The sequence below is a fragment of the Stenotrophomonas sp. Steno-Z10-HUANG genome, assembly GCF_056393075.1.
Window position 1 is genome coordinate 203,518 of record NZ_JBWJPA010000002.1, and the last position, 21,832, is coordinate 225,349.

At 69.7% G+C, this 21,832-nt stretch carries 20 protein-coding genes; 5 read left to right on the forward strand and 15 right to left on the reverse strand.

Going from position 1 to position 21,832, the window contains the following annotated elements; translation table 11 throughout:
• Positions 1 to 235: 235 nt before the first annotated feature.
• From AC06E6_RS03900 to AC06E6_RS03915, 4 genes are read right to left on the reverse strand one after another with little or no spacing between them, the layout of a single operon-like run.
• Positions 236 to 847, reverse strand: coding sequence for an inorganic diphosphatase (locus AC06E6_RS03900; RefSeq protein WP_104938700.1), 612 nt, complete (start codon positions 845 to 847; stop codon positions 236 to 238).
• A 10-nt stretch (positions 848 to 857) separates the two neighbouring features.
• Positions 858 to 2,207: a purple acid phosphatase family protein gene (locus AC06E6_RS03905; RefSeq protein WP_478060493.1), complete on the reverse strand. Its 1,350-nt coding sequence runs from the start codon at positions 2,205 to 2,207 to the stop codon at positions 858 to 860.
• Between the two features lie 14 nt (positions 2,208 to 2,221).
• Positions 2,222 to 3,337 carry a phytase gene (locus AC06E6_RS03910; RefSeq protein ID WP_478060378.1) on the reverse strand — a complete coding sequence of 372 codons (1,116 nt, stop codon included), beginning with the start codon at positions 3,335 to 3,337 and terminating at the stop codon, positions 2,222 to 2,224.
• Positions 3,337 to 5,850 (reverse strand): TonB-dependent receptor, encoded by a 2,514-nt coding sequence (locus AC06E6_RS03915; protein ID WP_478060495.1) that lies wholly within the window; start codon positions 5,848 to 5,850, stop codon positions 3,337 to 3,339. Before AC06E6_RS03915 ends, AC06E6_RS03910 begins: the two co-directional genes overlap by 1 nt.
• A 198-nt stretch (positions 5,851 to 6,048) precedes the next feature.
• On the opposite strand from AC06E6_RS03915, the gene upp reads away from it, so the two are divergent.
• Complete coding sequence (gene upp, locus AC06E6_RS03920; protein ID WP_104938697.1) at positions 6,049 to 6,681, forward strand: uracil phosphoribosyltransferase; 633 nt, start codon at positions 6,049 to 6,051, stop codon at positions 6,679 to 6,681.
• Positions 6,682 to 6,777: 96 nt separating this feature from the next.
• Positions 6,778 to 7,065 carry a PsiF family protein gene (locus AC06E6_RS03925; RefSeq protein WP_409476795.1) on the forward strand — a complete coding sequence of 96 codons (288 nt, stop codon included), beginning with the start codon at positions 6,778 to 6,780 and terminating at the stop codon, positions 7,063 to 7,065.
• A 58-nt stretch (positions 7,066 to 7,123) separates the two neighbouring features.
• On the opposite strand, the gene AC06E6_RS03930 is transcribed toward AC06E6_RS03925, so the two are convergent.
• The 5 genes from AC06E6_RS03930 to AC06E6_RS03950 form a co-directional block, all read right to left on the reverse strand.
• Positions 7,124 to 7,960 carry an alpha/beta hydrolase family protein gene (locus tag AC06E6_RS03930; RefSeq protein ID WP_478060379.1) on the reverse strand — a complete coding sequence of 279 codons (837 nt, stop codon included), beginning with the start codon at positions 7,958 to 7,960 and terminating at the stop codon, positions 7,124 to 7,126.
• A gap of 161 nt (positions 7,961 to 8,121) precedes the next feature.
• The gene (locus tag AC06E6_RS03935) at positions 8,122 to 9,012 is read right to left on the reverse strand and encodes an MBL fold metallo-hydrolase (protein WP_104938695.1); all 891 of its coding nucleotides are present in this window, start codon (positions 9,010 to 9,012) and stop codon (positions 8,122 to 8,124) included.
• A gap of 96 nt (positions 9,013 to 9,108) precedes the next feature.
• On the reverse strand, positions 9,109 to 10,374 hold the full coding sequence (gene glyA / locus AC06E6_RS03940) for a serine hydroxymethyltransferase (RefSeq protein ID WP_104938694.1): 1,266 nt from the start codon (positions 10,372 to 10,374) through the stop codon (positions 9,109 to 9,111).
• A 68-nt stretch (positions 10,375 to 10,442) separates the two neighbouring features.
• Positions 10,443 to 11,234 (reverse strand): YggS family pyridoxal phosphate-dependent enzyme, encoded by a 792-nt coding sequence (locus AC06E6_RS03945; RefSeq protein WP_478060382.1) that lies wholly within the window; start codon positions 11,232 to 11,234, stop codon positions 10,443 to 10,445.
• Complete coding sequence (locus AC06E6_RS03950) at positions 11,231 to 12,430, reverse strand: benzoate/H(+) symporter BenE family transporter (protein ID WP_478060384.1); 1,200 nt, start codon at positions 12,428 to 12,430, stop codon at positions 11,231 to 11,233. The genes AC06E6_RS03945 and AC06E6_RS03950 overlap by 4 nt, the downstream gene beginning before the upstream one ends.
• Positions 12,431 to 12,566: 136 nt before the next feature.
• Between AC06E6_RS03950 and pdxR the strand changes: the two genes are divergently transcribed.
• Complete coding sequence (gene pdxR / locus AC06E6_RS03955; protein WP_478060386.1) at positions 12,567 to 14,042, forward strand: MocR-like pyridoxine biosynthesis transcription factor PdxR; 1,476 nt, start codon at positions 12,567 to 12,569, stop codon at positions 14,040 to 14,042.
• A gap of 75 nt (positions 14,043 to 14,117) precedes the next feature.
• On the opposite strand, the gene ggt is transcribed toward pdxR, so the two are convergent.
• The 5 genes from ggt to rsmD all read right to left on the reverse strand — a co-directional run bounded on the left by ggt (position 14,118) and on the right by rsmD (position 17,954).
• Positions 14,118 to 15,863 carry a gamma-glutamyltransferase gene (ggt, locus tag AC06E6_RS03960; RefSeq protein ID WP_478060388.1) on the reverse strand — a complete coding sequence of 582 codons (1,746 nt, stop codon included), beginning with the start codon at positions 15,861 to 15,863 and terminating at the stop codon, positions 14,118 to 14,120.
• Positions 15,860 to 16,144: a YfhL family 4Fe-4S dicluster ferredoxin gene (locus AC06E6_RS03965; RefSeq protein WP_104938690.1), complete on the reverse strand. Its 285-nt coding sequence runs from the start codon at positions 16,142 to 16,144 to the stop codon at positions 15,860 to 15,862. The genes ggt and AC06E6_RS03965 overlap by 4 nt, the downstream gene beginning before the upstream one ends.
• A 126-nt stretch (positions 16,145 to 16,270) precedes the next feature.
• Positions 16,271 to 16,762 (reverse strand): hypothetical protein, encoded by a 492-nt coding sequence (locus AC06E6_RS03970; protein ID WP_104938689.1) that lies wholly within the window; start codon positions 16,760 to 16,762, stop codon positions 16,271 to 16,273.
• A 44-nt stretch (positions 16,763 to 16,806) separates the two neighbouring features.
• On the reverse strand, positions 16,807 to 17,313 hold the full coding sequence (coaD, locus tag AC06E6_RS03975; protein WP_104938688.1) for a pantetheine-phosphate adenylyltransferase: 507 nt from the start codon (positions 17,311 to 17,313) through the stop codon (positions 16,807 to 16,809).
• Positions 17,310 to 17,954, reverse strand: a complete 645-nt coding sequence (rsmD, locus tag AC06E6_RS03980; protein WP_240212690.1) for a 16S rRNA (guanine(966)-N(2))-methyltransferase RsmD — start codon at positions 17,952 to 17,954, stop codon at positions 17,310 to 17,312. The genes coaD and rsmD overlap by 4 nt, the downstream gene beginning before the upstream one ends.
• Before the next feature lie 146 nt (positions 17,955 to 18,100).
• Here rsmD and htpG point away from each other — a divergent pair, with 146 nt between their 5' ends.
• Positions 18,101 to 19,999: a molecular chaperone HtpG gene (htpG, locus tag AC06E6_RS03985; RefSeq protein WP_104938686.1), complete on the forward strand. Its 1,899-nt coding sequence runs from the start codon at positions 18,101 to 18,103 to the stop codon at positions 19,997 to 19,999.
• A gap of 114 nt (positions 20,000 to 20,113) precedes the next feature.
• Here the strand turns inward: htpG and AC06E6_RS03990 are convergent, their stop codons facing one another.
• On the reverse strand, positions 20,114 to 20,413 hold the full coding sequence (locus AC06E6_RS03990; RefSeq protein WP_104938685.1) for a hypothetical protein: 300 nt from the start codon (positions 20,411 to 20,413) through the stop codon (positions 20,114 to 20,116).
• Between the two features lie 111 nt (positions 20,414 to 20,524).
• Here AC06E6_RS03990 and ftsY point away from each other — a divergent pair, with 111 nt between their 5' ends.
• Complete coding sequence (gene ftsY, locus AC06E6_RS03995; RefSeq protein ID WP_104938684.1) at positions 20,525 to 21,769, forward strand: signal recognition particle-docking protein FtsY; 1,245 nt, start codon at positions 20,525 to 20,527, stop codon at positions 21,767 to 21,769.
• Positions 21,770 to 21,832 lie beyond the last annotated feature (63 nt).

Here is a 21,832-nt window from a genome sequence, read left to right on the forward strand (position 1 = left end):
GCCGCCATCGCGCCAAGCGTAACAGCATCCAGGGTGGAGCCTGCCGTCCAGCGCGGTTGCGTACTGCCCGCGCGGCCACGGGTGCGGCGGCCATGCCCGTGGTGCGTGCGTCCCCCCTGGCCCATCACTGCCGGCAACGATCCGCGGCCTGCGGCCCGCCTTGTCCGGCACAGCGGCCACGCCAGCCAGCATGGGCGGCGACGGCGGACGGGCCGGCCAGCCGCGCATGCGGCGTCTATCTGCCGTAACGCTGCATCGCCTCGCTGATCAGCGCCCGGGCTTCGGCCGCGTTGCCCCAGCCGTTGAGCTGCACCGGGTTGCGGCCCTGCGGCAGGTCCTTGTAGACGCGGAAGAAGGCCTCGATCCGCTGCCGCTCGATTTCCGGCAGGTCGGCCAGGTCGCGGATGCGCGCATAGGTCGGGTCGACCTTGTCGGTCGGCACCCCGATCACCTTCTCGTCGTGCTCGCCGTCGTCGATCATCTTCAGGTAGCCGATCGGGCGGAAGCGCACGATCACCCCGGGGTGCAGCGGCTCGCGGGTCAGCACCAGCGCATCCAGCGGATCGTTGTCGCCGGCCAGCGTGCGCGGCATCGAGCCGTAGTTGGCCGGATAGGCCACCGGCATCGACTGGAAGCGGTCCACGTGCACCAGGCCGTCCTCCTTGATCTCGTACTTGGTGAAGCTGCCGGCCGGGATCTCCACCGCCAGGTTGGCCTCCTGCGGGGCCTGCGCCGGCTGTGCGGCCAGGAACGGATGCAGCACGGCATCGGTGGCGGCCGCTGCGCTGGCCAGCAGCAGGGACGCGCCGATGGCGGCCAGCGGAACGATGCGGCGGTGTCTGGTCATCGGTGCGTCCTCATTCCCAGCAGCGGTCGGCGCGGCCCTTGGCGGTCTGCGCGCGCGGGCAGTCGCGGGGGGCGATGCGCCCTTCGACAAGCTCCCGGAGTTCCTTGCGCCCCTCGGCATCGCGGCGCAGCTCGAAGGCGTCGTACAGGCGCCCGGTTACGGTGCGCGCTTCGTAGCGGAGGCGCCGGGGGTCGATGTCCAGCACCTGGAACAGCTGGGTGTCCTCGGCCACCGGGACCATGGTCCTGCGCGCTTCATCGGAGAGCCGGTACTGCTTCGGCCCGGCCACGGTCACCACGTACTGCGGCGTCGCAGCCTGCCCTTCGCCACGACGGCCGTAGGTGTGATCGTGGCCCTGCAGCACCAGATCGACGTTGTGGCGGCGCACCACCGGCAGCAGCACGTCACGCAGCGCGGCGTTCTCGCGCCCTTCGCGCGGCGAGTAGAACGGCTGGTGCAGCAGCACGATGGTCCATGGCTGCGGGTTGCCGGTCAGGACCTTGTCCAGCCACTGTGCCTGCGCCTTGGCCGTGCCGAGGTCGAGTGCCGAGGTACCATCGACCACGGCCACGCGCACGCCCTGTGCATCGAACCAGTAGCTGGTCTGCCGTGCGGCGGTGGCGCCATTGCCCGGCAGCGCGAAGGTCACGGGCCAGTGCCGGCCCAGCACGCGCCGCTCCTGCGGGGTGTCCTCGAATTCCTCGAAGTACTCATGGTTGCCGATCGCCGGGGCCACCAGCGTTTCCTGCGCCAACCAGCCGGTGGCGGCAAACCACTCGCCCCATTCGCTGTCGTCCATGTTGTCGCCGCCGCTGACCAGATCACCGGCGAACAGGCTCATGCGCGCCTGCGGCGCAGCCTTCTGCGCGGCACGCACCACGCGGCTGACATGGCTGACGTTCTTGTTCTGGGTATCACCGAAGTACAGCAGGGTCAGCGGCTGGTCGGCGCCGGCCAGCGTGCGCAGCTGGTTCCAGGCGCTCCAGCTGCCATTGCCCTGCACGCGGTAGACGTACAGGGTGTCCGGCTGCAGGCCACCGATGTCGGCACGATGGTGGTGCGACAGCCCGTTCTCGGTCTGCAGTGCGCGCGTCGTCGCACGCACCTGGCGGATGCCCTCGATGGCTGGCGAATCTGCGGCCAGCGCGATCTCCAGCAGTGGCGCCTGCACGCTGCCATCGGTACGCCAGGCCACGGCAAAACCGTGGCTGGGATCAGCCGAGGGCGAGGCGACGATACGGTCCGGCACCGATGTCGCCGCATAGTGGCGGCTACCCTCCGGCACCTGGGTATTCGGTTCGGCCACCGCGAACGACAGCGACGGCAGCGCCAGCAGCAGGCCCAGCGCCAACGTACGCATCACACACTGCCCGCTCATGCGCCACACTCCAGCGGCAGCGCGAGCTGCCTGGCGATGCTCTCCCAGTCGAAGGCCACCACGCCCTGGTCGTCATGCACCGCATACAACGCACCGTGCGGGAAGCGCGCGCTGGGCTGCTGCATCATCCAGATGCCATCGGTGTTGGCCACGGTGTTGCCCTGGAACGCGCCGACCGGCTTCAGCGTGTGCCGGTCGAACAGGTGGAACACGCTGCGTTGCTTGCCCTGCTCGGTGGTGATCCACCAGCCGTCCTTGCCGCAGGTGCGCAGGGTCACGCCTTCGGCCTGGGCCTTGAACACGTCGCGGCCGAAGGTGGTGCCGGTGAAGCGTCCGGCCAGGGTGTAGACCTTGAACTCGCTGGCGTAGCTCTCGTCCTCTTCGGCAATCAGCAGGCGGTCGTTCCCGGGGTCGCCCCAGATCGACTCGACCACGCGCAGCGCTCCCGCCTCGGTGGTATCGCCGATACTGGCCACCAGCTTCGCGTCGACCTTCTCACCATTGCGGGTCACCTGATACTGGCGCACGCGCTTGTCCAGCTCAGCCAGCGGCGGCAGGATGTCACGCCCCTGCGCATCCTCGCCGTTGTCCCAGGAGTCGGTGACGTAGACGCTGTAGCCATCGGCGCGGCGGTCCACCCACAGCCCGTACGGCTTGCGCAGGTCGTCCGCAGCGAACGTCGCCAGCGGCGTGAAGTCCGGCAGGCCCAGCACCTGCACGCGGTGATTGTCGCGCTCCACGATCCACAGCAGGTCGTCGGTCACCGCGATGCCGTTTGGGCGGTCGAACTGCCCCGGTGCGGTGCCGCTGCTGCCGACGTCACGCAGGTGCTGGCCGGTGCTGCCGTCGTAGACCACCAGCTTGTCGGTGGCCTTGGCGGTGGCGATCAGCCACAGCGCGCCGTCCGGCGCGCGCCAGGCCGCGGGCGAATCGATGTTGTCGGCCGGGGTCATCGGCGTGAGGAAGGCTTCGGCGATGGTGGTCACCACGCGCTCGCCGCTGGCGGCCGGCGCGACCGCTCCCGCGACCGGATCGTTGCCGGTGGCCGGCGTACAGCCGGCGACCAGCGTGGCCGCCAACGCGGCGGCCAGGACGGTGACGTTACGCCCCATCACAGCGCCACCTTCAGTCCCAGCGCATAGGTGCGGCCGTACTCTTCCATCTGCAGGGTGCGCGAGCGGGTGCCTTGGTACAGCTCAAGCGGCTTGTCCAGCAGGTTCTGCGCTTCGAAATACATGCTCACCCGCGGGCTGAACCGGTAGTCCAGCGAGAAATCGAGCTGAGTGTTGGGTGCCACATAGATGTCGAATGCGCGCCCCTTGCCGATGCTGTCCAGGTACTCGCTGCGGTACACCGCCGCCAGACGCGTGCTTACACCGTATTTTTCATAGCCGATGTGCGCGCTGTAGACCTGCTTGGAGGCGCGCGGCAGGGTGAAGTCCTCGCCCTCCCGATCCTTGATGCCGGCATCGAATTTGGTGTCCAGCCAGGTGCCACTGGCACCGACCAGCAGGCCATCCAGGCCGTCCGGCAGGAAGGCCAGCTGCTGCTGCCAGTTGAATTCCGCACCACGCACGGTGGCCTTGCGGCCATTGATCGGCTGGGTCACGTCGAAACCACCGTAGGCGGGATCATTGGTACGCACGGTTTCCACGATGTAGCCATCGATCGACTTGTGGAACAGGCCCAACGAAACGATGCCGCTGCTGCCGATGTACTTCTCCACCGACAGGTCGATGTTCCTGGACTCGTACGGATCGAGTTCCGGATTGCCCAGGCGCACTTCCTCGTCACCCCGGCTGTAACCCACGCGCGGCGAGACGTCGCCGAACGAAGGGCGCGATACGGTCTTGTTGGCCGAGGCGCGCAGCACCCAGTCGTCGGCCGCGTCATAGCGCAGGTGCAGGCCCGGCAGCACGTTGGTGTAGCTGCTGTTGGCCACGCGCGGGGTGACGGTGAAACTGCGGCCGTTCGCAGCCACGTCCACCTGGTTGCCGACCGCCTTGAAGCGGGTGTTCTCCACGCGCACGCCGCCGATGATGCGCAGCGCGCCCACGTCCCAGGTACCCATCGCATAACTGGCGAAGATGTCCTCGCTGGCCACGTAATCCTCTTCCAGCGAGGTCATCGCGTTGTCGCCCACATCCTGCGGGCGGGCGCCGTACTGGCCACCGTTGGCCGCCCAGTAGTCGCGCATCGCATCCGAATCCATGCCATCGCCCATGTTGCCGTGGCGGTGGTCGGGCGAGCCGGTGGTCCAGTCCGACAACGCCACCTTCGGGCCGACCCGCAGCTCGCGCTCATCGACATTCACGTCGCGGTCGCGCCAGCGGCCCAGCAGGCCGAACTTGATGCTGCTGCCGTCGCCGTCGAAGCGCACGTTGACCTGTGCGCTGTGCTCCTTGTCGTTCACCTGCTTGGGCGAGATCACGAAACGATCGAAGGCGTAGTTGCCGTTGTCCAGCCACTGCGGGTTGTCGAAGCTGTAGGCCGGCAGGCGGCCGCGCTGGTCCAGCGTGCCGTTGAAATCCTCGCCATCCAGCTTCAAACGCGCCTCCATTTCATCGTTCACCCGCTCTTCGGTACGGGTATAGCCGACCTTGTAATCGACCACCGCGTTGGTCAGCCGGTTCTCGCCACCCAGGCTGGCCGCGAAGGTGTTCTCCTTCTTGGTGCGGTAGCGCATGCGCTTGTCGATGGCATCGCCCGGCATGTCGTCCAGGCGGTACTGGTCGGCACCGGTACTGACCATGTCCGCGTCGTCGAAGTTGAAGATCACGCGCTGCCGGGTCTCGGCATCGTCGAACTGGCTGTACAGCGTGCGCAGGTAATACCTGTTGTCCTCGTCCGGGCGCCAGTCGAGGTTGAAGTTGGCACCGATGCGCTTGCGCTCGATCTCGTACTTGCGGTGCTGCAGGTTGATCGCAGTCACGTCACCGGGGACGGCATCGTCCTCGCCGTCGTACTCCACTTCGGTGTTGTCCGACTCGAACTTCCGCTTCTGGTAGTTCACGCCCAGCGCTACGCCGAAGGTATCGTTGAACACCTCGCTGTAGTTGAAGGCGGCCTTGGGACTGGTCTGGCCGGACAGCTGCTGGTGGCTGCCCTCGATCTTGCCGCGCAGGCTGCGGCCCTCGCGGTCGAAGGCCGAGGCCGATTCCACCAGCACGGCACCGCCGATGGCATCACCGGGCATGTCCGGGGTCGGCGATTTGACCACGCGCAGGCGCTCGGTGGAGTCGGAGGGAATCACGTCCAGCGGCGCCGCGCGGCTGGAATCTTCCGGGGTACCCACGGCGATGCCATCCACGCTGACGCTGTTGAGATTGGCATCCAGGCCACGAATGACCACGAACCGGCCCTCGCCCTGGTCGCGGGTCACGCTGACGCCGGGCAGGCGCTGCAGCGATTCGGCCACGTTCTTGTCCGGGTACTGGCCCAGGGCATCGGAGGACACTGCGTCCTCGATGGCATCGCTGCTGCGCTTGAGATCGACCGCGCGGACCTGCGATTCGAGCTGGGCGCGCACTTCGACGCGGTCCAGGTCGATCGCGTCGGCCGTCGCGGTGCCGGCAGCGGTGAGCGCCGGCTGTGCGGCCGCCTGCCGGGGTGCCGTCGCGCCCATCGCCAGGGTCAGGGTGATGGCAACGGCCAACGGAGTCTTGATATGCACTGGTAAGCCCCATTCCTGTTAAGAATGGGTCTGCACGGTATGTCCGTAAAATTGCATGGCCGTGACACGCGTGCGGTTTCCCCGGCCCGGCTTGGGGTTCGACCCGGCGATCCGGCAGAATGATGGCCTCCCCTCTTTGCACGCCCGACCATGAAGATCGTCGAAGTACGCCACCCGCTGGTGCAGCACAAGATCGGCCTGATGCGCCAGGCCTCGCTCAGCACCAAGGAGTTCCGCGAGCTGACCGACGAGCTGGGCAGCCTGCTCGCCTACGAGGCCACCGCCGACCTGGAAACCGAGCCCTGCACGATGGACGGCTGGGCCGGCCCGGTCACGGTGCAGCGCATCGCCGGCGCCAAGATCACCCTGGTGCCGATCCTGCGCGCCGGGCTGGGCATGCTCAACGGCGTGCTGTCGCTGATCCCGGCCGCGCGCGTCAGCGTGGTCGGCCTGCAGCGCGACGAGGAAACCCTGCAGCCGGTGCCCTACTTCGAGCGCCTCACCGGGCGCCTGGAGGAACGCGACGCGCTGATTCTGGACCCGATGCTGGCCACCGGCGGCACCCTCATCGCCACCATCGACATGCTCAAGCGCGCCGGCGCCCGCCGCATCAAGGGCATTTTCCTGGTGGCCGCGCCCGAAGGCCTGCGCGCGGTCGAAGCGGCCCACCCGGACGTGGAGATCTACACCGCGGCCATCGACGAGCGACTCAACGACAAGGGCTACATCCTGCCCGGCCTGGGCGATGCGGGCGACCGCATTTTCGGCACCCGGGTGCATTAAAAAAACTACATCGCGGCTTCACGACGGCTTGCTCCCCGGCGGGCGGATGCTTGCGCCCGTCACCCACCCCGGAGCCGCGCCATGTACCGTCCCGCCCTGCTTGCCTGCCTGCTGTTGGCCACCGCCGTGCCGTTCGTGGCCGGCGCCGGCACGCCCACCCCGCAACAACAGCGCATGGCCGAATGCGCGGCCAAGAACAAGGGCCTCAAGGGCGATGCCTACAAGGACGCCCAACGCACCTGCCTCAGCGGCCATCCCGCCGCTGCCACGGCGGCGGTGACCCCGCAGCAGCGCATGACCCGGTGCAATGCCGATGCCTCGGCCAAACACCTGAGCGGGGATGCCCGCAAGACCTTCATGAGCGACTGCCTGCGCAGCCACTGACGACGGATGGGGGTCGGCGGATCGTCGCCCGTCGTCGACGCCCCGGCAGCGGCGCGCGTCAGCGACGTACCCGCTGTTCGCCCGCCGCGGCCGGTGCCTCGAGCAGTTGCCGCGCCCGCGGGTCGTCCAGCAGCTCGGCCTGCAGGAAGGCGGTGCCCAGTTGCCGGGCGCGCTCGAACAGCGCTTCCGGCTCGCCGCCGATGAGGTTGTGCCCGCCGCCGGCCAGCACCACCGCCTGCCTGTCGCCGGCCGGCGCGGTCTGCACCGGGTACAGGTGGTCGGCCGGGTCGCTGACGAAGCCCGGCACGCGGTCCTCGTCGCCGGTCACCAGCAGCAGCGGCACCGCCAGCGATGCATAGGAATCGGGCCCGATCAGCCCCGCGATGCGGCCCGGCGAGGAATAGCCCAGCACCGCCACCACCGTGGGATCGCGCAGCGGCCCGAGTCCGGCCAGGGCGCCGCCCAATATCGCCGAGATCAGCGTGCCCAGGCTGTGCCCGGCCGCGGCCACCGGCACATCCGGCCAATGCGCATGGGCGTAGGCGCTGGTCGCGCGCATGTCGGCCAGGCGCTCGCCGAACCCCTGCTGCAGCGAGAACGCTTCGCGCCCCGGGTACTTGAGCGAGTCCACGTGCAGCGGCGCCAGCACCACGAAACCGGCATCGGCCCAGGCCTGCAACAGGCGCTCGTAGCGTTCCGGCCAGGCGCCATGCCCGCTGGAGAACAACACCACCCCGCGCGCCTGCGCCGGTTCCCAGATGGCCAGCGTGGTGGCGCGTCCGGGCGACACCTGCAGCGGCACCTTGGCGCTGGGCGCGGCGAAGGCGTGCTGGGCAAGGGCCAGCGACGCCAGCGCCAGGGCGAACACCCTCCGCAGGAAAGAGCGCCTGTGCATGGCGCACGGCGAGCCCTTTCGGGAAGTTCCGCTCTGGAAAACCGTCGTCTCGTTGTTCTTCATGCCAGATCCCGCGTTGGAAGACGGGACCAGTGTCCGCGATGCGCCCGCGGCCGGCAGGAGCCGGCAGTCACCCGTGCGGGGTGCCGGAAGTCACTTCTTCATGCGGCCAGCGAACGCGCGCGCAGTTCGGCGACTTCGTGGGCGACGCCGAACCGGCCCTTCTCGTCGCGCGTCACCTGCGCCATCGCGCACTGCGGGTCGTGGGTGAAGAACAGGTGCACGTTGCGGGCGAGCTTGTCCTCGAGGAAGGCGCGCTTCTCGTCGATCAGCAGTTCCGCGTTGCGGTCGTAGCCCATGGTGATCGGCACGTGCACCCAGGAGCGGCCCGGGATCAGGTCGGCACAGAACACCAGGCCGCCATGCGGCTGGCCGTCGATGCGCTCGGGGCCGACGATTTCGGCCAGCATCAGCCCCGGCGTATGCCCGTCGCTGAAGCTGAAACGCACCGATTCGCCCAGCGCCCGCGAGTGTTCGCCCGACACGATTTCCAGGCGGCCGCTGGCTTCGAGCAGGCCGGGCAGTTCCGGGATGAAGCTGGCGCGGTCGCGCGGATGCGGGTGGCGGGCGCGCTCCCAGTGCGAAGCACCGACCACGAAGGTCGCGTTGGGGAACAGCAGCTCCGGCCCGCGGCCTTCCGACCACGGCGCCAACAGGCCACCGGCATGGTCGAAATGCAGGTGGCTGAGCACCACCACGTCGATGTCCTCGTGCTCGAAACCGGCCTCGCGCAGCGAATCGATCAGGACATGCCGCGGTTCCTGCACGCCATAGCGTTCACGCAGCTTCGGCTCGAAGAACGCGCCGATGCCGGTTTCGAACAGCACCGTCTTGCCACCCAGCGGGCTGGCCAGCAACGCGCGGCAGGCCAGCTCGATGCGGTTCAGGTCATCGGCCGGCGACCATTTTTCCCACACGGCCTTGGGCGCGTTGCCGAACATCGCGCCACCGTCCAGTTTCTGGCTGTTGCCACGGATCGACCATAGTTTCATATGAAAAATTCTACCGCCGCCGCGTTAAATATTCGCAAGGCGACGCGCGCCCTCGCGCCGCCCCCGGGGGCCGCTTCCCGGGGCCCCGGGGGCGGCTCAGCGATACACCGGGTGCGCCCGGCACAAGGCCACCACCTGCTCGCGGACGCGTGCGCCGACCTGGGCCTGCGTGCCCTCGCCCAGCGCGTCGAGCACGTCGCACAGCCAGCCGGCCAGCTGCGTGCATTCGGCCACGCCGAAGCCGCGCGTGGTCAGCGCCGGGGTGCCGATGCGCAGGCCCGACGTGACCGACGGCGGGCGCGGATCGCCCGGCACCGTGTTCTTGTTGGTGGTGATGCCGGCCGCGTCCAGTGCCGCGTCGGCGTCCTTGCCGGTATAGCGGCGGTCGCGCAGGTCGATCAGCATCAGGTGGTTGTCGGTACCACCGGACACGATCCGGTAACCGCGCTGCTGGATCGCCGCCGCCATCGCCCGCGCGTTGGCCAGTACCTGCCGCTGGTAGGCCCTGAACTCCGGCCGCAGGGCCTCCTTGAAGGCCACTGCCTTGGCCGCGATCACGTGCATCAGCGGGCCGCCCTGCACGCCGGGAAACACCGCCGAGTCGAGCTTGCGATAGAAATCGGCACCCTGCCCATGGGCCAGGATCAGGCCGCCACGCGGGCCGCGCAGGGTCTTGTGCGTGGTGCTGGTGACCACGTGCGCATGCGGCAGCGGGTCCGGATACTCGCCCGCCGCGACCAGCCCGGCCACGTGCGCCATGTCCACCCAGAACAGCGCGCCGACGCGGTCGGCGATGGCCCGCATGCGCCCCCAGTCCTTGTGCCGCGAGTAGGCCGAGAAGCCACCGATCAGCAGCCGCGGCCGCGTCTCCAGCGCGATGCGCTCCATCGCGTCGTAGTCGACCAGCCCGGTCTGCGGATCCACCCCGTACGCCACGATGCGGTAATGCCGGCCGGAGAAGTTGGACGGATTGCCATGGGTCAGGTGCCCGCCCTGCGCCAGGTTCATGCCCATCACCGTATCGCCCGGGCTGGCCAGGGCCAGGAACACCGCGGCGTTGGCCTGCGCCCCGGCGTGTGGCTGTACGTTGGCGTAGTCGCAGCCGAACAGCTGCCGCGCGCGTTCGATCGCCAGGCGCTCGGCCACGTCCACGTTGTCGCAGCCGCTGTAGTAGCGGCGCCCGGGATAGCCCTCGGCATACTTGTTGGTGAACACCGAATCCTGCACCGCGCGCACCCGCGGGCTGGCGTAGTTCTCCGAGGCGATCAGTTCGACATGGTCCTCCTGCCGGCATTCCTCGGCGTGGATGGCCGCGGCCAGTTCGGGATCGAAATCGGCAAGGCGCGACGATGGGTCATGCATGGGGGCAACTCCTGGGCGTGGATCGGGGCCGGGCCGGTGGGCCCGGCGGGGATTGGCAAACGTGTGGCTCACGGGCCGGCGGCCGGCCAGTAATGGTTGTCGGGCGTATCGCGCCCGCCGAAGATGGCCTGGCCGACGCGCACCACCGTGGCGCCTTCCTCGATGGCGATCTCGAAGTCGCCGGACATGCCCATCGACAGCTCGTCCAGGCCGATGCCGTCCGGTGCCTGCGGGCGCAGGCGGTCGCGCAGTTCGCGCAGGCGCACGAAGCAGGCGCGCACCCGCGCCGCGTCCTCGGAGAACAGCGCCAGGGTCATCAGCCCGCGTACGCGCAGATGCGTGAACCGCGGCAATGCGGCGATGAAACCAGCCACGTCGGCCGGCGCCAGCCCGTACTTGCTGTCCTCGCCGGAGGTGTTGACCTGCACGAACACGTCCAGCTGGCGGCCTTCCACCTGCAGGCGGTGGTCCAGGGTCTGGGCCAGGCGCAGGCTGTCCAGTGCCTGGAACTCGCTGGCGAAACGCGCGACCAGCTTGGCCTTGTTGGTCTGCAGGTGGCCGATCACCGACCAGTGCAGGTCGCCCAGGTCCTGCATCGCCTCCCATTTGTGGTGCGCCTCCTGCACCTTGTTCTCGCCCAGCAGGCGGCAGCCCGCGGCGTAGGCCAGGCGCAGGCTCGCCTCTGGCTTGGTCTTGCTCACCGGCAGCAGGCGCACGCTGGCCGGGTCGCGGCCTGCACGCTGGCAGGCGGCGGCGATGCGCGCCTGCACCGCGGCCAGGTTGCGGCGGACATCATCGACCGTGAGCGCCTGCGGGTAGCGGCCATGGCGGTCGTGCGAAGTCGGGGTGGCCGGGATCATGGACGGGTTGCTCCGGCGTCGGCGACCGATGCCGGGCGCCCGTCCGGCAGCCGGCCGTTGAGCAGCAGGTGCGCGAGCAACCCGATCACCAGCCCCCAGAATGCGCCGCCGATACCGAACAGCGTGATGTTGGCGGCCGCCGCCAGGAAGGTGATCAGCGCCGCCTCGCGGGTGCGCGCATCGGCTACCGCCGTGGCCAGGCTGCCGCCCAGGGTGCCCAGCAGGGCCAGCCCCGCCAGCGTGGTGATGAAGGTCGCCGGCAGCGCCAGGAACACCGCCGCCAGGGTTACCCCGAACACACCGACAAGGATGTAGAACACACCTGCCGCGATGCCGGCGATCCAGCGCCGGGACGGATCCTCGTGCGCCTCGGGTCCGGTGCAGATCGCCGCCGTGATCGCGGCGATGTTGAAGGCATGGGAACCGAACGGCGCCATCAGCAGCGAGCCGAGCCCGGTCGCGGTGACGATGGGATCGGCGGGCGTGCGGAAGCCGTCGTTGCGCAGCACCAGCATGCCCGGCATGTACTGCCCGGTCAGGGTGATCAGGAACAGCGGCAGCGCCACGCCCAGTAGCGCATTGACGGTGAACACCGGCATCGTGAACACCGGCGCGGCCAGGCGCAGCTCCAGACCATGCAGGTCGATGCGCCCCTGCACCAGCAGCAGGCCCAGCCCCGCCAGCAGGATGCCGACCACCGCATAGCGCGCGCTCACCCGCCGGAGCACCACGTAGGCCAGGATCAGCGCCCCGGCCAACAGCGGGTCGACGTCCAGCCCCGCGAACGCCTTGATCCCGAACTGCAGCACGATGCCCGCCAGCAGGCCGGCGGCCACGCCCGGCGGCACCCGCCGGATCACCCGTTCGAACCGCCCGGACAGCCCGAGCACGACGAAACCCGCGGCCGACAGCACGAACGCCCCGACCGCTTCGGCCCACGGCGTGGTCGCCAGCGCGGTGACCAGGAACGCGGCGGCCGGCGTCGACCACGCGGTGATGACCGGCGCACGGTAGCGCCAGCTCAGCAGCAGCCCGGTCAGGCCCACGCCGATGGACACCGACCAAACCCATGAGGCGGTCAGCTGCGGCCCGAGGCCGGCCACCTTGGCCGCCTGGAACACCAGGATGAAGGTGCCGCCGTAGTTGACGATGACCGATACCAGCCCGGCCAGGACCGGGTGCGGCAGGTCGCGCATGCGCAGCGCAGGGACAGGGACCGATGGCATGGGCGGATGCGGGCTCCAGACAGTTGACGGGGCGATCCCGGGGCTGTTTTATAGCCGCGCAATGGACTGATTTACCCATCCATTTTTCTCGCTTGATACCTGCCAATTGTTCCGTCATGCCCAACTTGAATCGGTCAAGGCCTGGCTGGTCGACCCGGCGCATGCCGGCCTGCCGCTGCACGCACGCATCCAGCGCGCCCTGCGCCAGCTGATCCTCGAGGGCGCGATCGACGTGGGCCGGCCATTGCCGGCGTCGCGCGCGCTGGCCCACTCGCTCGGGGTTTCCCGCGACACGGTGGAGGCCGCCTATGGCCAGTTGCATGCCGAGGGTTTCATCGAACGCCGCGTGGGCAGCGGCAGCTTCGTGTCAGAGCGCGTGCGGCGGCGGCGCAGCGCGGCGCGCCGGGCCGGCCCGGCACCGCTGGCCGCCGCGCTGAGCCGGCGTGGCGCGGCGTTGTTCCGCGACGGCGGGGTGCGCGATTTCCTTGCCCCGCGCGCGTTCGCGCCCGGCCTGCCCGAGACCCGCCATTTCCCGCTGCAGACCTGGGAGCGGCTGCAACGGCAGGTGCTCAGGCAACACGGCAGCGCCGCCCTGCTGCACAGTCCGCCGCAGGGCATGGAAGCGTTGCGCCAGGCCATCGCCGACTACGTCAACCTCGAACGCGGCGCCCGCGCCACGCCTGAGCGCGTGCTGGTGCTGACCAGCTCGCAACAGGCGCTGGCGCTGTGCGCCAGCGTGCTGCTCGACGCTGGCGACCGCATCTTCATCGAGGACCCGGCCTACCATGGCGCGCGGCGCGCGTTCGAGGCCGCCGGCCTGGACTGCGTGCCGGTGCCGGTGGACGCCGACGGCATGCGCGTGCAGCAGCTGCACGACGCGGCACCGGCGCGGGCGGTGTTCCTGACCCCCTCGCACCAGTTCCCGACCGGCGCCACGCTGGCGCTGGACCGGCGCCTGGCGGTGATCGAATGGGCGCGGCGGCATGGCGCCTGGATCATCGAGGACGACTACGACAGCGAGTTCCACTACGCCGGCAAACCCACCACCTGCGTGCAGGGGCTGGACCCGCACGAGCGCACGATCTACATCGGCACCTTCACCAAGTCGCTGTTCCCGGGCCTGCGCATCGGCTACATGCTGCTGCCGCCGGCGCTGGTGGAACCGATGACCGTGGCGCGCACGCTGCTGGACGGGCACAGCGCACCGGTTCCGCAGCTGACCTTGGCGCGCTTCATCGAAGGCGGCCATTTCGGCGCCCACGTGCGCGCCATGCGCCAGCTCTACGGCGAGCGGCGCGACCTGCTGGCGCGGCTGGTACGGCGCCATCTGGGCGGTTACCTGCAGCCACGGGTGCCGGCCGGCGGCATGCAGATGCCCTGCCTGCTCACCCGCGACATCGCCGAGGCCCGCGCCGTGGACGCCGCACGGCGTGCGGGCATCGACCTGCTGGGGCTGGGCGGGCTTTACGCAGGGGAAGCTGACCAGGCCGGCTTCCTGATGGGTTTCGCCGCGCATGCGCCGGACGAACTGGAAGCGGCGGTACGCGGGCTGGCCAGCGTGCTGCGCAACCTCGAGCGCTGAGCGCGCGGCGTGTCCGAAAACGCGGAACCCCGCCACGCGGCGGGGTTCGGTGTGGCATCCGGATGCGCGGGCGGCTCAGTCGCCCTTGCCCATCCTGCGCACCTCGGCGCTGCCGACCGGGTTGCGCGGGTCGCTGCCACCGCTGAGGGTGTTGCTGCGGCGGTCCCATTCCACCGTCTGCAGGTTGCCCCACACGTGGCTGGAACCACGCCCGCCGTCGGCGCTGTCGCCGGGCAGGTCGACCTTGTGGCCCATGGCCTGCAGCTGCCGCGCCACGTCCGGGGTGAACGCGCCGCTCTCGGCCGAGATCTCGTCCGGCAGCCACTGGTGGTGGTAGCGCGGCAGCGCGGCGACCTGCTGCGCGTCCAGCCCGGCGTTGTAGCCGAGGATGCCCAGCAGCACCATGGTGATGATGCGGCTGCCGCCCGGGGTGCCGATCACGATCACCTTCTCGCCGTTCTCCATGAAGGTCGGCGTCATCGAGCTGAGCATGCGCTTGCCCGGCTTCGGCGCGTTGGCCTCGTAGCCCATCACGCCGAACGCGTTGGGCGTACCCGGCTTGAGCGCGAAATCGTCCATCTCGTTGTTGAGCAGCACGCCGGTGCCGGCCGGGATGAAGCCCGAGCCATACAGCAGGTTCACCGTCTGGGTGCCGCCGACGCGGTTGCCTTCGCTGTCGATGATCGAGAAATGGGTGGTCTCGTCATCCTCCAGCGGGGTCGGGTTGCCCGACAGAAGGTCGCTCGGGGTGGCCTTGTCCGGGTGGATGGTGGCGCGCAGGCCCTGGGCGTAGTCGCGGCTGGTGAGCACCTTCTGCGGGATCTGCACGAAATCCGGGTCGCCGAGGAAGAAGGTGCGGTCGCGGTAGGCACGGCGCATGGCCTCGACCACCAGGTGGGTGCGGTGCGCCTCGTCCAGGGCGGCCAGGTCCCAGCCTTCCAGGATCTGCAGCATCGACGCCAGCGCGATACCCCCGGAGGACGGCGGCGGCGCGGTGGTGATCTTCCAGCCGCGGTAGTCGAACACGATCGGCTCGCGCGCCTTGACCGTGTAGCCGGCCAGCTCGGCGGCGGTCCATTGGCCACCGGCCTTCTTCACCCCGGCCAGCAGCTTGTTCGCGGTCTCGCCGCGGTAGAAGCCATCGAAGCCCCTGGCGGCCAGCAGCCGCAGGGTATGCGCCAGTTCCGGCTGCTTGAAGATGTCGCCCTCGGCGATGGGACGACCGTTGCGCAGGTACACCTCACGGGTGCCGGGATAGCGCTCCATCACCTCGCGCCGCGCGGCATAGCCACGCGCCATGCGCGCGTACACCGGGAAGCCTTCGCTGGCCACGCGGATCGCCGGCGCCAGCGATTCGGACAGCGGCAGCCGGCCGTGTTCGCGCGCGACCTGCACCAGCAGCGCCGGCAACCCGGGGATGCCGGCCGACCACGGGCCGTTGACCGAACGGTCGCGGTCCAGCTCGCCGTTGGCGTCCAGGAAGCGCTCCGGCGTGGCCGACGCCGGCGAGGTCTCGCGCGCGTCGAGCATCACGTCCTTGCCGGTGCGCGCGTCGTGCAGCATGAACAAGCCACCGCCGCCCAGGCCGGAACTGATCGGCTCGACCACCGCCAGCGTGGATGACACCGCCACCGCGGCGTCGAACGCATTGCCGCCCTTGGCCAGGATCTCCATGCCGGCCTTGGTCGCCAGTTCGTGGCCGCTGGCGATCGCCGCGCCGTCAGGGTGCGCGGCCAGCGCCTGCGGCGGCGTCGGTGCCGCCCACGCCGCCGGTGCCAGCACCAGCGCAAACAACAGGAAGGAACGCGCGAAACGTTTCATGCCGAGGGGGTCTCCGGTTCGTACAGTTCGGGGTGGTCGCGCTGCAGCGCATGCAGCTTGGCCAGCAGCTGGTCGTGGGTTTCGGGAATGTCCGGATCCGGGTCGATGCATTCGACCGGGCACACCACCACGCATTGCGGCTCATCGAAATGGCCGACGCATTCGGTGCAACGGGCCGGATCGATCACGTAGATCGTCTCGCCCATCGAAATGGCCTTGTTCGGGCAGGCTGGCTCGCAGACGTCGCAGTTGACGCAGAGCTCATTGATTTTCAGAGACATGGAACGGCTCCATGCCCGCGCCTGCCGGCGGCAGGCCGGCGGCGCGCGGCGCCACCGGCTCGATGCGGCCCGCTTCCGGGCCGGCAGCGGCCGGACATGCGCAAGGCACGTCCGGCCGGGCACGGGTCACTTGGCTTCAACGAAGATGTAATCGGCGCCGGTCGGCTGCACGATGGTCTGCACGCGGGCGTTGTCGGCGGCATCGCCGATGTACACCACGCGCACGCCCTTCATGGAATCGGCCTGCACGCCCTTGAACGCGGTCTCGATCAGATCGGCCATCTTCGACGAGGCCGACGAACCGAAGGCCAGCATGTTGCCGGGGGACACGCCGCGGCCGATGGCGGCGGTGGCGCTTTCGACCTGGCGCTCGTACTTGGCGGCGAACTCCGGGTCGGACTCCGGCACCAGGTAGTACAGGTACGGGTTGTTGGTGATGTTGCCCATGTTCTGCACGGCCACGGCCTGCAGGTACTTGCGCCAGCCGGCATCGTCGTCCTTGGCCGGGGCCACCAGCGCCTGCTGCGCCTCGGCGGCCGGTGCGGCCTCTTCCTTCTTGCAGGCGGTGAAGCCCAGCACCAGCGAAGCGGCCAGCATCACGCGCATCGTGTTCTTCATGGATCGTCTCCCTCTATTGGATTCGTTACGGCTGTTGGGATGGGTCAGGCGCCAGCGCGGGATTCGCGGGCCCTGCGCAGCGCTTCGAGCACCGTGGCCGGCACGAAACCGGACACGTCGCCTCCCAGCCGGGCGATTTCGCGCACCAGCGAGGAAGAAATGAAGCTGTGCTGTTCGGACGGGGTCAGGAACAGGGTCTCGACCTCCGGGATCAGGTGGCGGTTCATGCTCGCCATCTGGAATTCATATTCGAAATCGGACACCGCGCGCAGGCCGCGCAGCAGCACACCGGCATGCACCGAGCGCACGAAATGCGCCAGCAGGGTGTCGAAACCGACCACCTCGACGTTGTCATGGCGGGCCAGCGCCTCGCGCGCCAGCTCCACGCGCAGCGCCAGCGGCAGCGTCGGCCCCTTGGACGGGCTCTGCGCCACGCCGACCACGATCTTCTCGAACAGCGGCGCGGCCCGGTGCACCAGGTCGATGTGACCATTGGTGATCGGGTCGAACGTGCCCGGATAGACGGCAATGCGCGGGTTGGACGGGGTCATGCGGACGGAGTCGCGTTCAGGTCACCGCGGAGTGTAGCAGCGGCGCGAACGTACAGGGCATAGCCGACATCGCGGGTGGCGCCCTCGCGGTGCAGGCGCCAGTCCGCGGGCGGAAGCGGCGCCGCGGCCGCGGGCGCCTCCACGTACAGCCACGCATCCGCGGCCAGGTGCCGCGGCAGCCGCTCGAACACCTGCGCCCACAGGCCGGCGGCGAACGGCGGATCCATGAACACGATGTCGGCCTGCATCGGCGCGGCGGTTTCCAGCCAGCGCAGCGCATCGCCGGCGGCGACCTGCACCTGCGCAGCGGCGCCCAGCCGCTCGACCACGCCGCGCAGCGCCGCGGCCAGCGCGGGGTCGCGTTCCACCAGCTGCGCCGAAGCGGCGCCGCGCGACACCGCCTCGAGCCCCAGCGCGCCGCTGCCGGCGAACAGATCCAGTACGCGCGCACCGGGCAGTTTCGGCATCAGCCAGTTGAACAGGGTCTCGCGCACCCGGTCGCTGGTCGGGCGCAGGCCGTCCAGCGACGGCACCTGCAGCCGCGTATTGCGCCAGCGGCCGCCGATGATGCGCACCTGCCCGTCCCCGCCATGCGCGGGACGGCGGGAGGTCGGAGCGGGAGATCGCGGGGAACGGGGCATGCGAATGGCGGCGGAAACGGGCCCGCATGATAAGCCGAACCCGCCCTCTTCCCGCGCCCGCGGACTTGAAATCCGCCGCCCGGCCCACATCCGTGAGGCCATCGGCCGCCCGCGCGCGGCCTGGCAACCATGGAGCGAACCCGACGATGACCGCCGAAGCCCACAAGGAAACCCGCGGTTTCCAGACCGAGGTGAAGCAGCTGCTGCACCTGATGATCCACTCGCTGTACTCGAACAAGGAAATCTTCCTGCGCGAGCTGGTCTCCAACGCCGCCGATGCCGCCGACAAGCTGCGTTTCGAGGCGTTGACCCGGCCGGAACTGCTGGAAGGCGACGGCGCGCTGCGCATCCGCATCGAGGCCGACCCGGCCGCGCGCACCCTGACCATCGACGACAACGGCATCGGCCTGAGCCGCGACGAAGCCGTGGCGCACCTGGGCACCATCGCCAAGTCGGGCACCGCCGACTTCCTGAAGAACCTGTCCGGCGACCAGAAGAAGGACGCCAACCTGATCGGCCAGTTCGGCGTGGGCTTCTATTCGGCCTTCATCGTCGCCGACCAGGTCGACGTCTACAGCCGCCGCGCCGGGCTGCCGGCCAGCGAGGGCGTGCACTGGTCCTCGCGCGGCGAAGGCGAGTTCGAGGTCGCCACCATCGACAAGCCCGAACGCGGCACCCGCATCGTGCTGCACCTCAAGGACGGCGAGGAAGGCTTCGCCGATGGCTGGAAGCTGCGCAGCCTGGTCAAGAAGTACTCCGACCACATCGGCCTGCCGATCGAAATGCACAAGCAGGCCACTGGCGACGAGGCGCCGGCGGCGGCGGAGTGGGAAGCGGTCAACAAGGCCAACGCGCTGTGGACCCGGCCCAAGTCCGAGGTCAGCGACGCCGAGTACCAGGAGTTCTACAAGCACATCGCCCATGACTTCACCGACCCGCTGGCGTGGAGCCACAACCGGGTCGAGGGCAAGCTGGAATACACCTCGCTGCTGTACACCCCCGGCCGCGCGCCGTTCGACCTGTACCACCGCGACGCCGCCAAGGGCCTGAAGCTGTACGTGCAGCGCGTCTTCATCATGGACCAGGCCGAGCAGTTCCTGCCGCTGTACCTGCGCTTCATCAAGGGCGTGGTCGACTCCAGCGACCTGCCGCTGAACGTTTCGCGCGAGATCCTGCAGTCCGGGCCGGTGATCGACTCGATGAAGTCGGCGCTGACCAGGCGCGCACTGGACATGCTGGAGAAGCTGGCCAAGGACGCCCCGGCCGATTACCAGCGCTTCTGGAAGGAATTCGGCCAGGTGCTGAAGGAAGGCCCCGCCGAGGACTTCAACAACCGCGAGAAGATCGCCGGGCTGCTGCGCTTCGCCTCCACCCATGGCAGCGACGGCGCGCAGGACGTGGCGCTGGCCGACTACGTCGGCCGCATGGTCCAGGGCCAGGACAAGATCTACTACCTCACCGGCGAGAGCTACCTGCAGGTCAAGGACAGCCCGCACCTGGAGGTGTTCCGCAAGAAGGGCATCGAGGTGCTGTTGATGACCGACCGCATCGACGAGTGGCTGATGAACTACCTGCACGAATTCGACGGCAAGTCGTTCGTGGACGTGGCCCGTGGCGACCTGGACCTGGGCACGCTGGACTCGGAGGAAGAGAAGAAGGCGCAGGAGGAAGCCGCCAAGGCCAAGGAAGGGCTGGCCACGCGCATCAAGACCGCGCTGGGCGAGGACGTGGCCGAGGTGCGCGTCTCCCACCGCCTGACCGATTCGCCGGCGATCCTGGCCATCGGCGAGCAGGACCTGGGCCTGCAGATGCGGCAGATCCTGGAAGCCAGCGGGCAGAAGGTGCCCGAGAGCAGGCCGGTGTTCGAGTTCAACCCGGCGCACCCGCTGATCGAGAAGCTGGACGCCGAGCCGGACATGGACCGCTTCAGCGACCTGGCGCGGGTGCTGTTCGACCAGGCCGCGCTGGCCGCCGGCGACGGCCTGAAGGACCCGGCCGCTTACGTGCGCCGGCTCAACAAGCTGCTGCTGGAACTGTCGGCCTGAGGCCGGGCGCCCCCTCCGCGGCGGAGGGGGCCGGTCGCGGCAGGGCGTCCATCCGCGCCCTGCCCGCGGGCGTGACGCCGGCCGCGCCACCCGCACGCGGCGCAAGCCGGGTGGTCAGGCGAACGCGTCGAACAGCGTCCCCAGCATTTCGCTGTTGCGCCGGATCACCACCGCGTTGGCGGCAAAGGCCACTTCATAGGTCCTGGCCGCCAGCAGGTCGGCGGCCAGGTCCGGCGCCCCCTCGCCCGCGGACACCCGCGCGCTGGCGCCGCCACCGGCAAGGGTCTGCACCGCCAGCACCTGCCGCGGCCCCACCGGCTGCACCGGTTGCACGGCGATATTCTGCGCCGCCACGCGCACGCCCATCACGGCCACGCGCATGCCGGAGGCGGCAATCGAGGGAATCGCGTTCATGCCTTGTCATCGGCCTGCCAGGCGCCGACTTTAGCCCGTTTTCCGCCGCTGCGGACCGGCCGCCGCCAGCGCCGGTGGTAGCATGTGGCCCTGCCCCGGTTTTTCTCATCCATGCTCAGTTTTTTCCGTCGCAAGAAGCCGCAGGACGCCCCCGCGGTCGGCAAGCCCCCGCAATTCAGCGCCGAGGAGCTGGCCTCCGCCCTGCCCGCGCCGGCCGAACAGCCCGCGCCGGCGGCCGACCCCGCCGACGCGGCGCCCGCCGCTGACCCGGCGCCGGCCCTGGACCCCGTGGCGCCCGCGCCCGCCATCACCGCGCCCGCGCCTGTCGCAGACAGCACCGCACCCTCCGCGGCGGCCGGGACCGCTGCAGCGACGACGGCCGTGGATGCCACCGACGCGGGCCTGATCCCGGCCAACGCCGCCCCGGCCGCCCCGGCGGGCAAGCCCGGCTGGCGTGACCGCCTGCGCAACAGCGCCTTCGCCCGCAGCTTTGGCGGCCTGTTCTCGCGCAACCCGCGGCTGGACGACGACCTGCTCGACGAGATCGAGACCGCGCTGCTGACCGCCGACGTCGGCGTGCCAGCCACCACCGCGCTGGTCGAAGACCTGCGCCGGCGCATGAAATCGCGCGAGTTCGCCGACGCCAACGCGCTGCTCGCCGCGCTGCGCGCCGACCTGATCGCGCTGCTGCAGCCCGTGGCCCGGCCACTGGTCATCGACCGCGACGCCAGGCCGTTCGTGATCCTCACCGTGGGCGTCAACGGCGTCGGCAAGACCACCACCATCGGCAAGCTGGCCAAGCGCTTCAAGGACGAGGGCCACAGCCTGATGCTGGCCGCCGGCGATACCTTCCGCGCCGCCGCGGTGGCGCAGTTGCAGGTGTGGGGCGAGCGCAACGGCGTGGCGGTGATCGCCCAGGGCCAGAACGCCGACGCGGCATCGGTGGCGTTCGACGCACTGCAGGCCGGCAAGGCCCGCGGCACCAGCGTGCTGATCGCCGACACCGCCGGCCGCCTGCACACCCAGGCCGGGCTGATGAACGAGCTGAGCAAGATCCGCCGCGTACTGGGCAAGATCGACCCCAGCGCGCCGCATGAGGTGCTGATGGTGATCGACGGCACCACCGGCCAGAACGCGCTGAACCAGTTGCGCCAGTTCCATGCCGCCGCTGGCGTCACCGGGCTGGTGGTGACCAAGCTCGACGGCACCGCCAAGGGCGGCGTGGTGTTCGCGCTGGCGCGCGAGTTCGGCATTCCGATCCGCTTCGCCGGCATCGGCGAGCGCCCGGAAGACCTGCGCGTATTCGACCCGGAAGCCTTCGTCGATGCACTGCTGCCGGAGGCGCTGGGCAACTGATGGCCCGCGCAGGAGCGGCGTCGGGCATCGTGGCCGGCGCCACCGATGCAACTCCCGGCACGG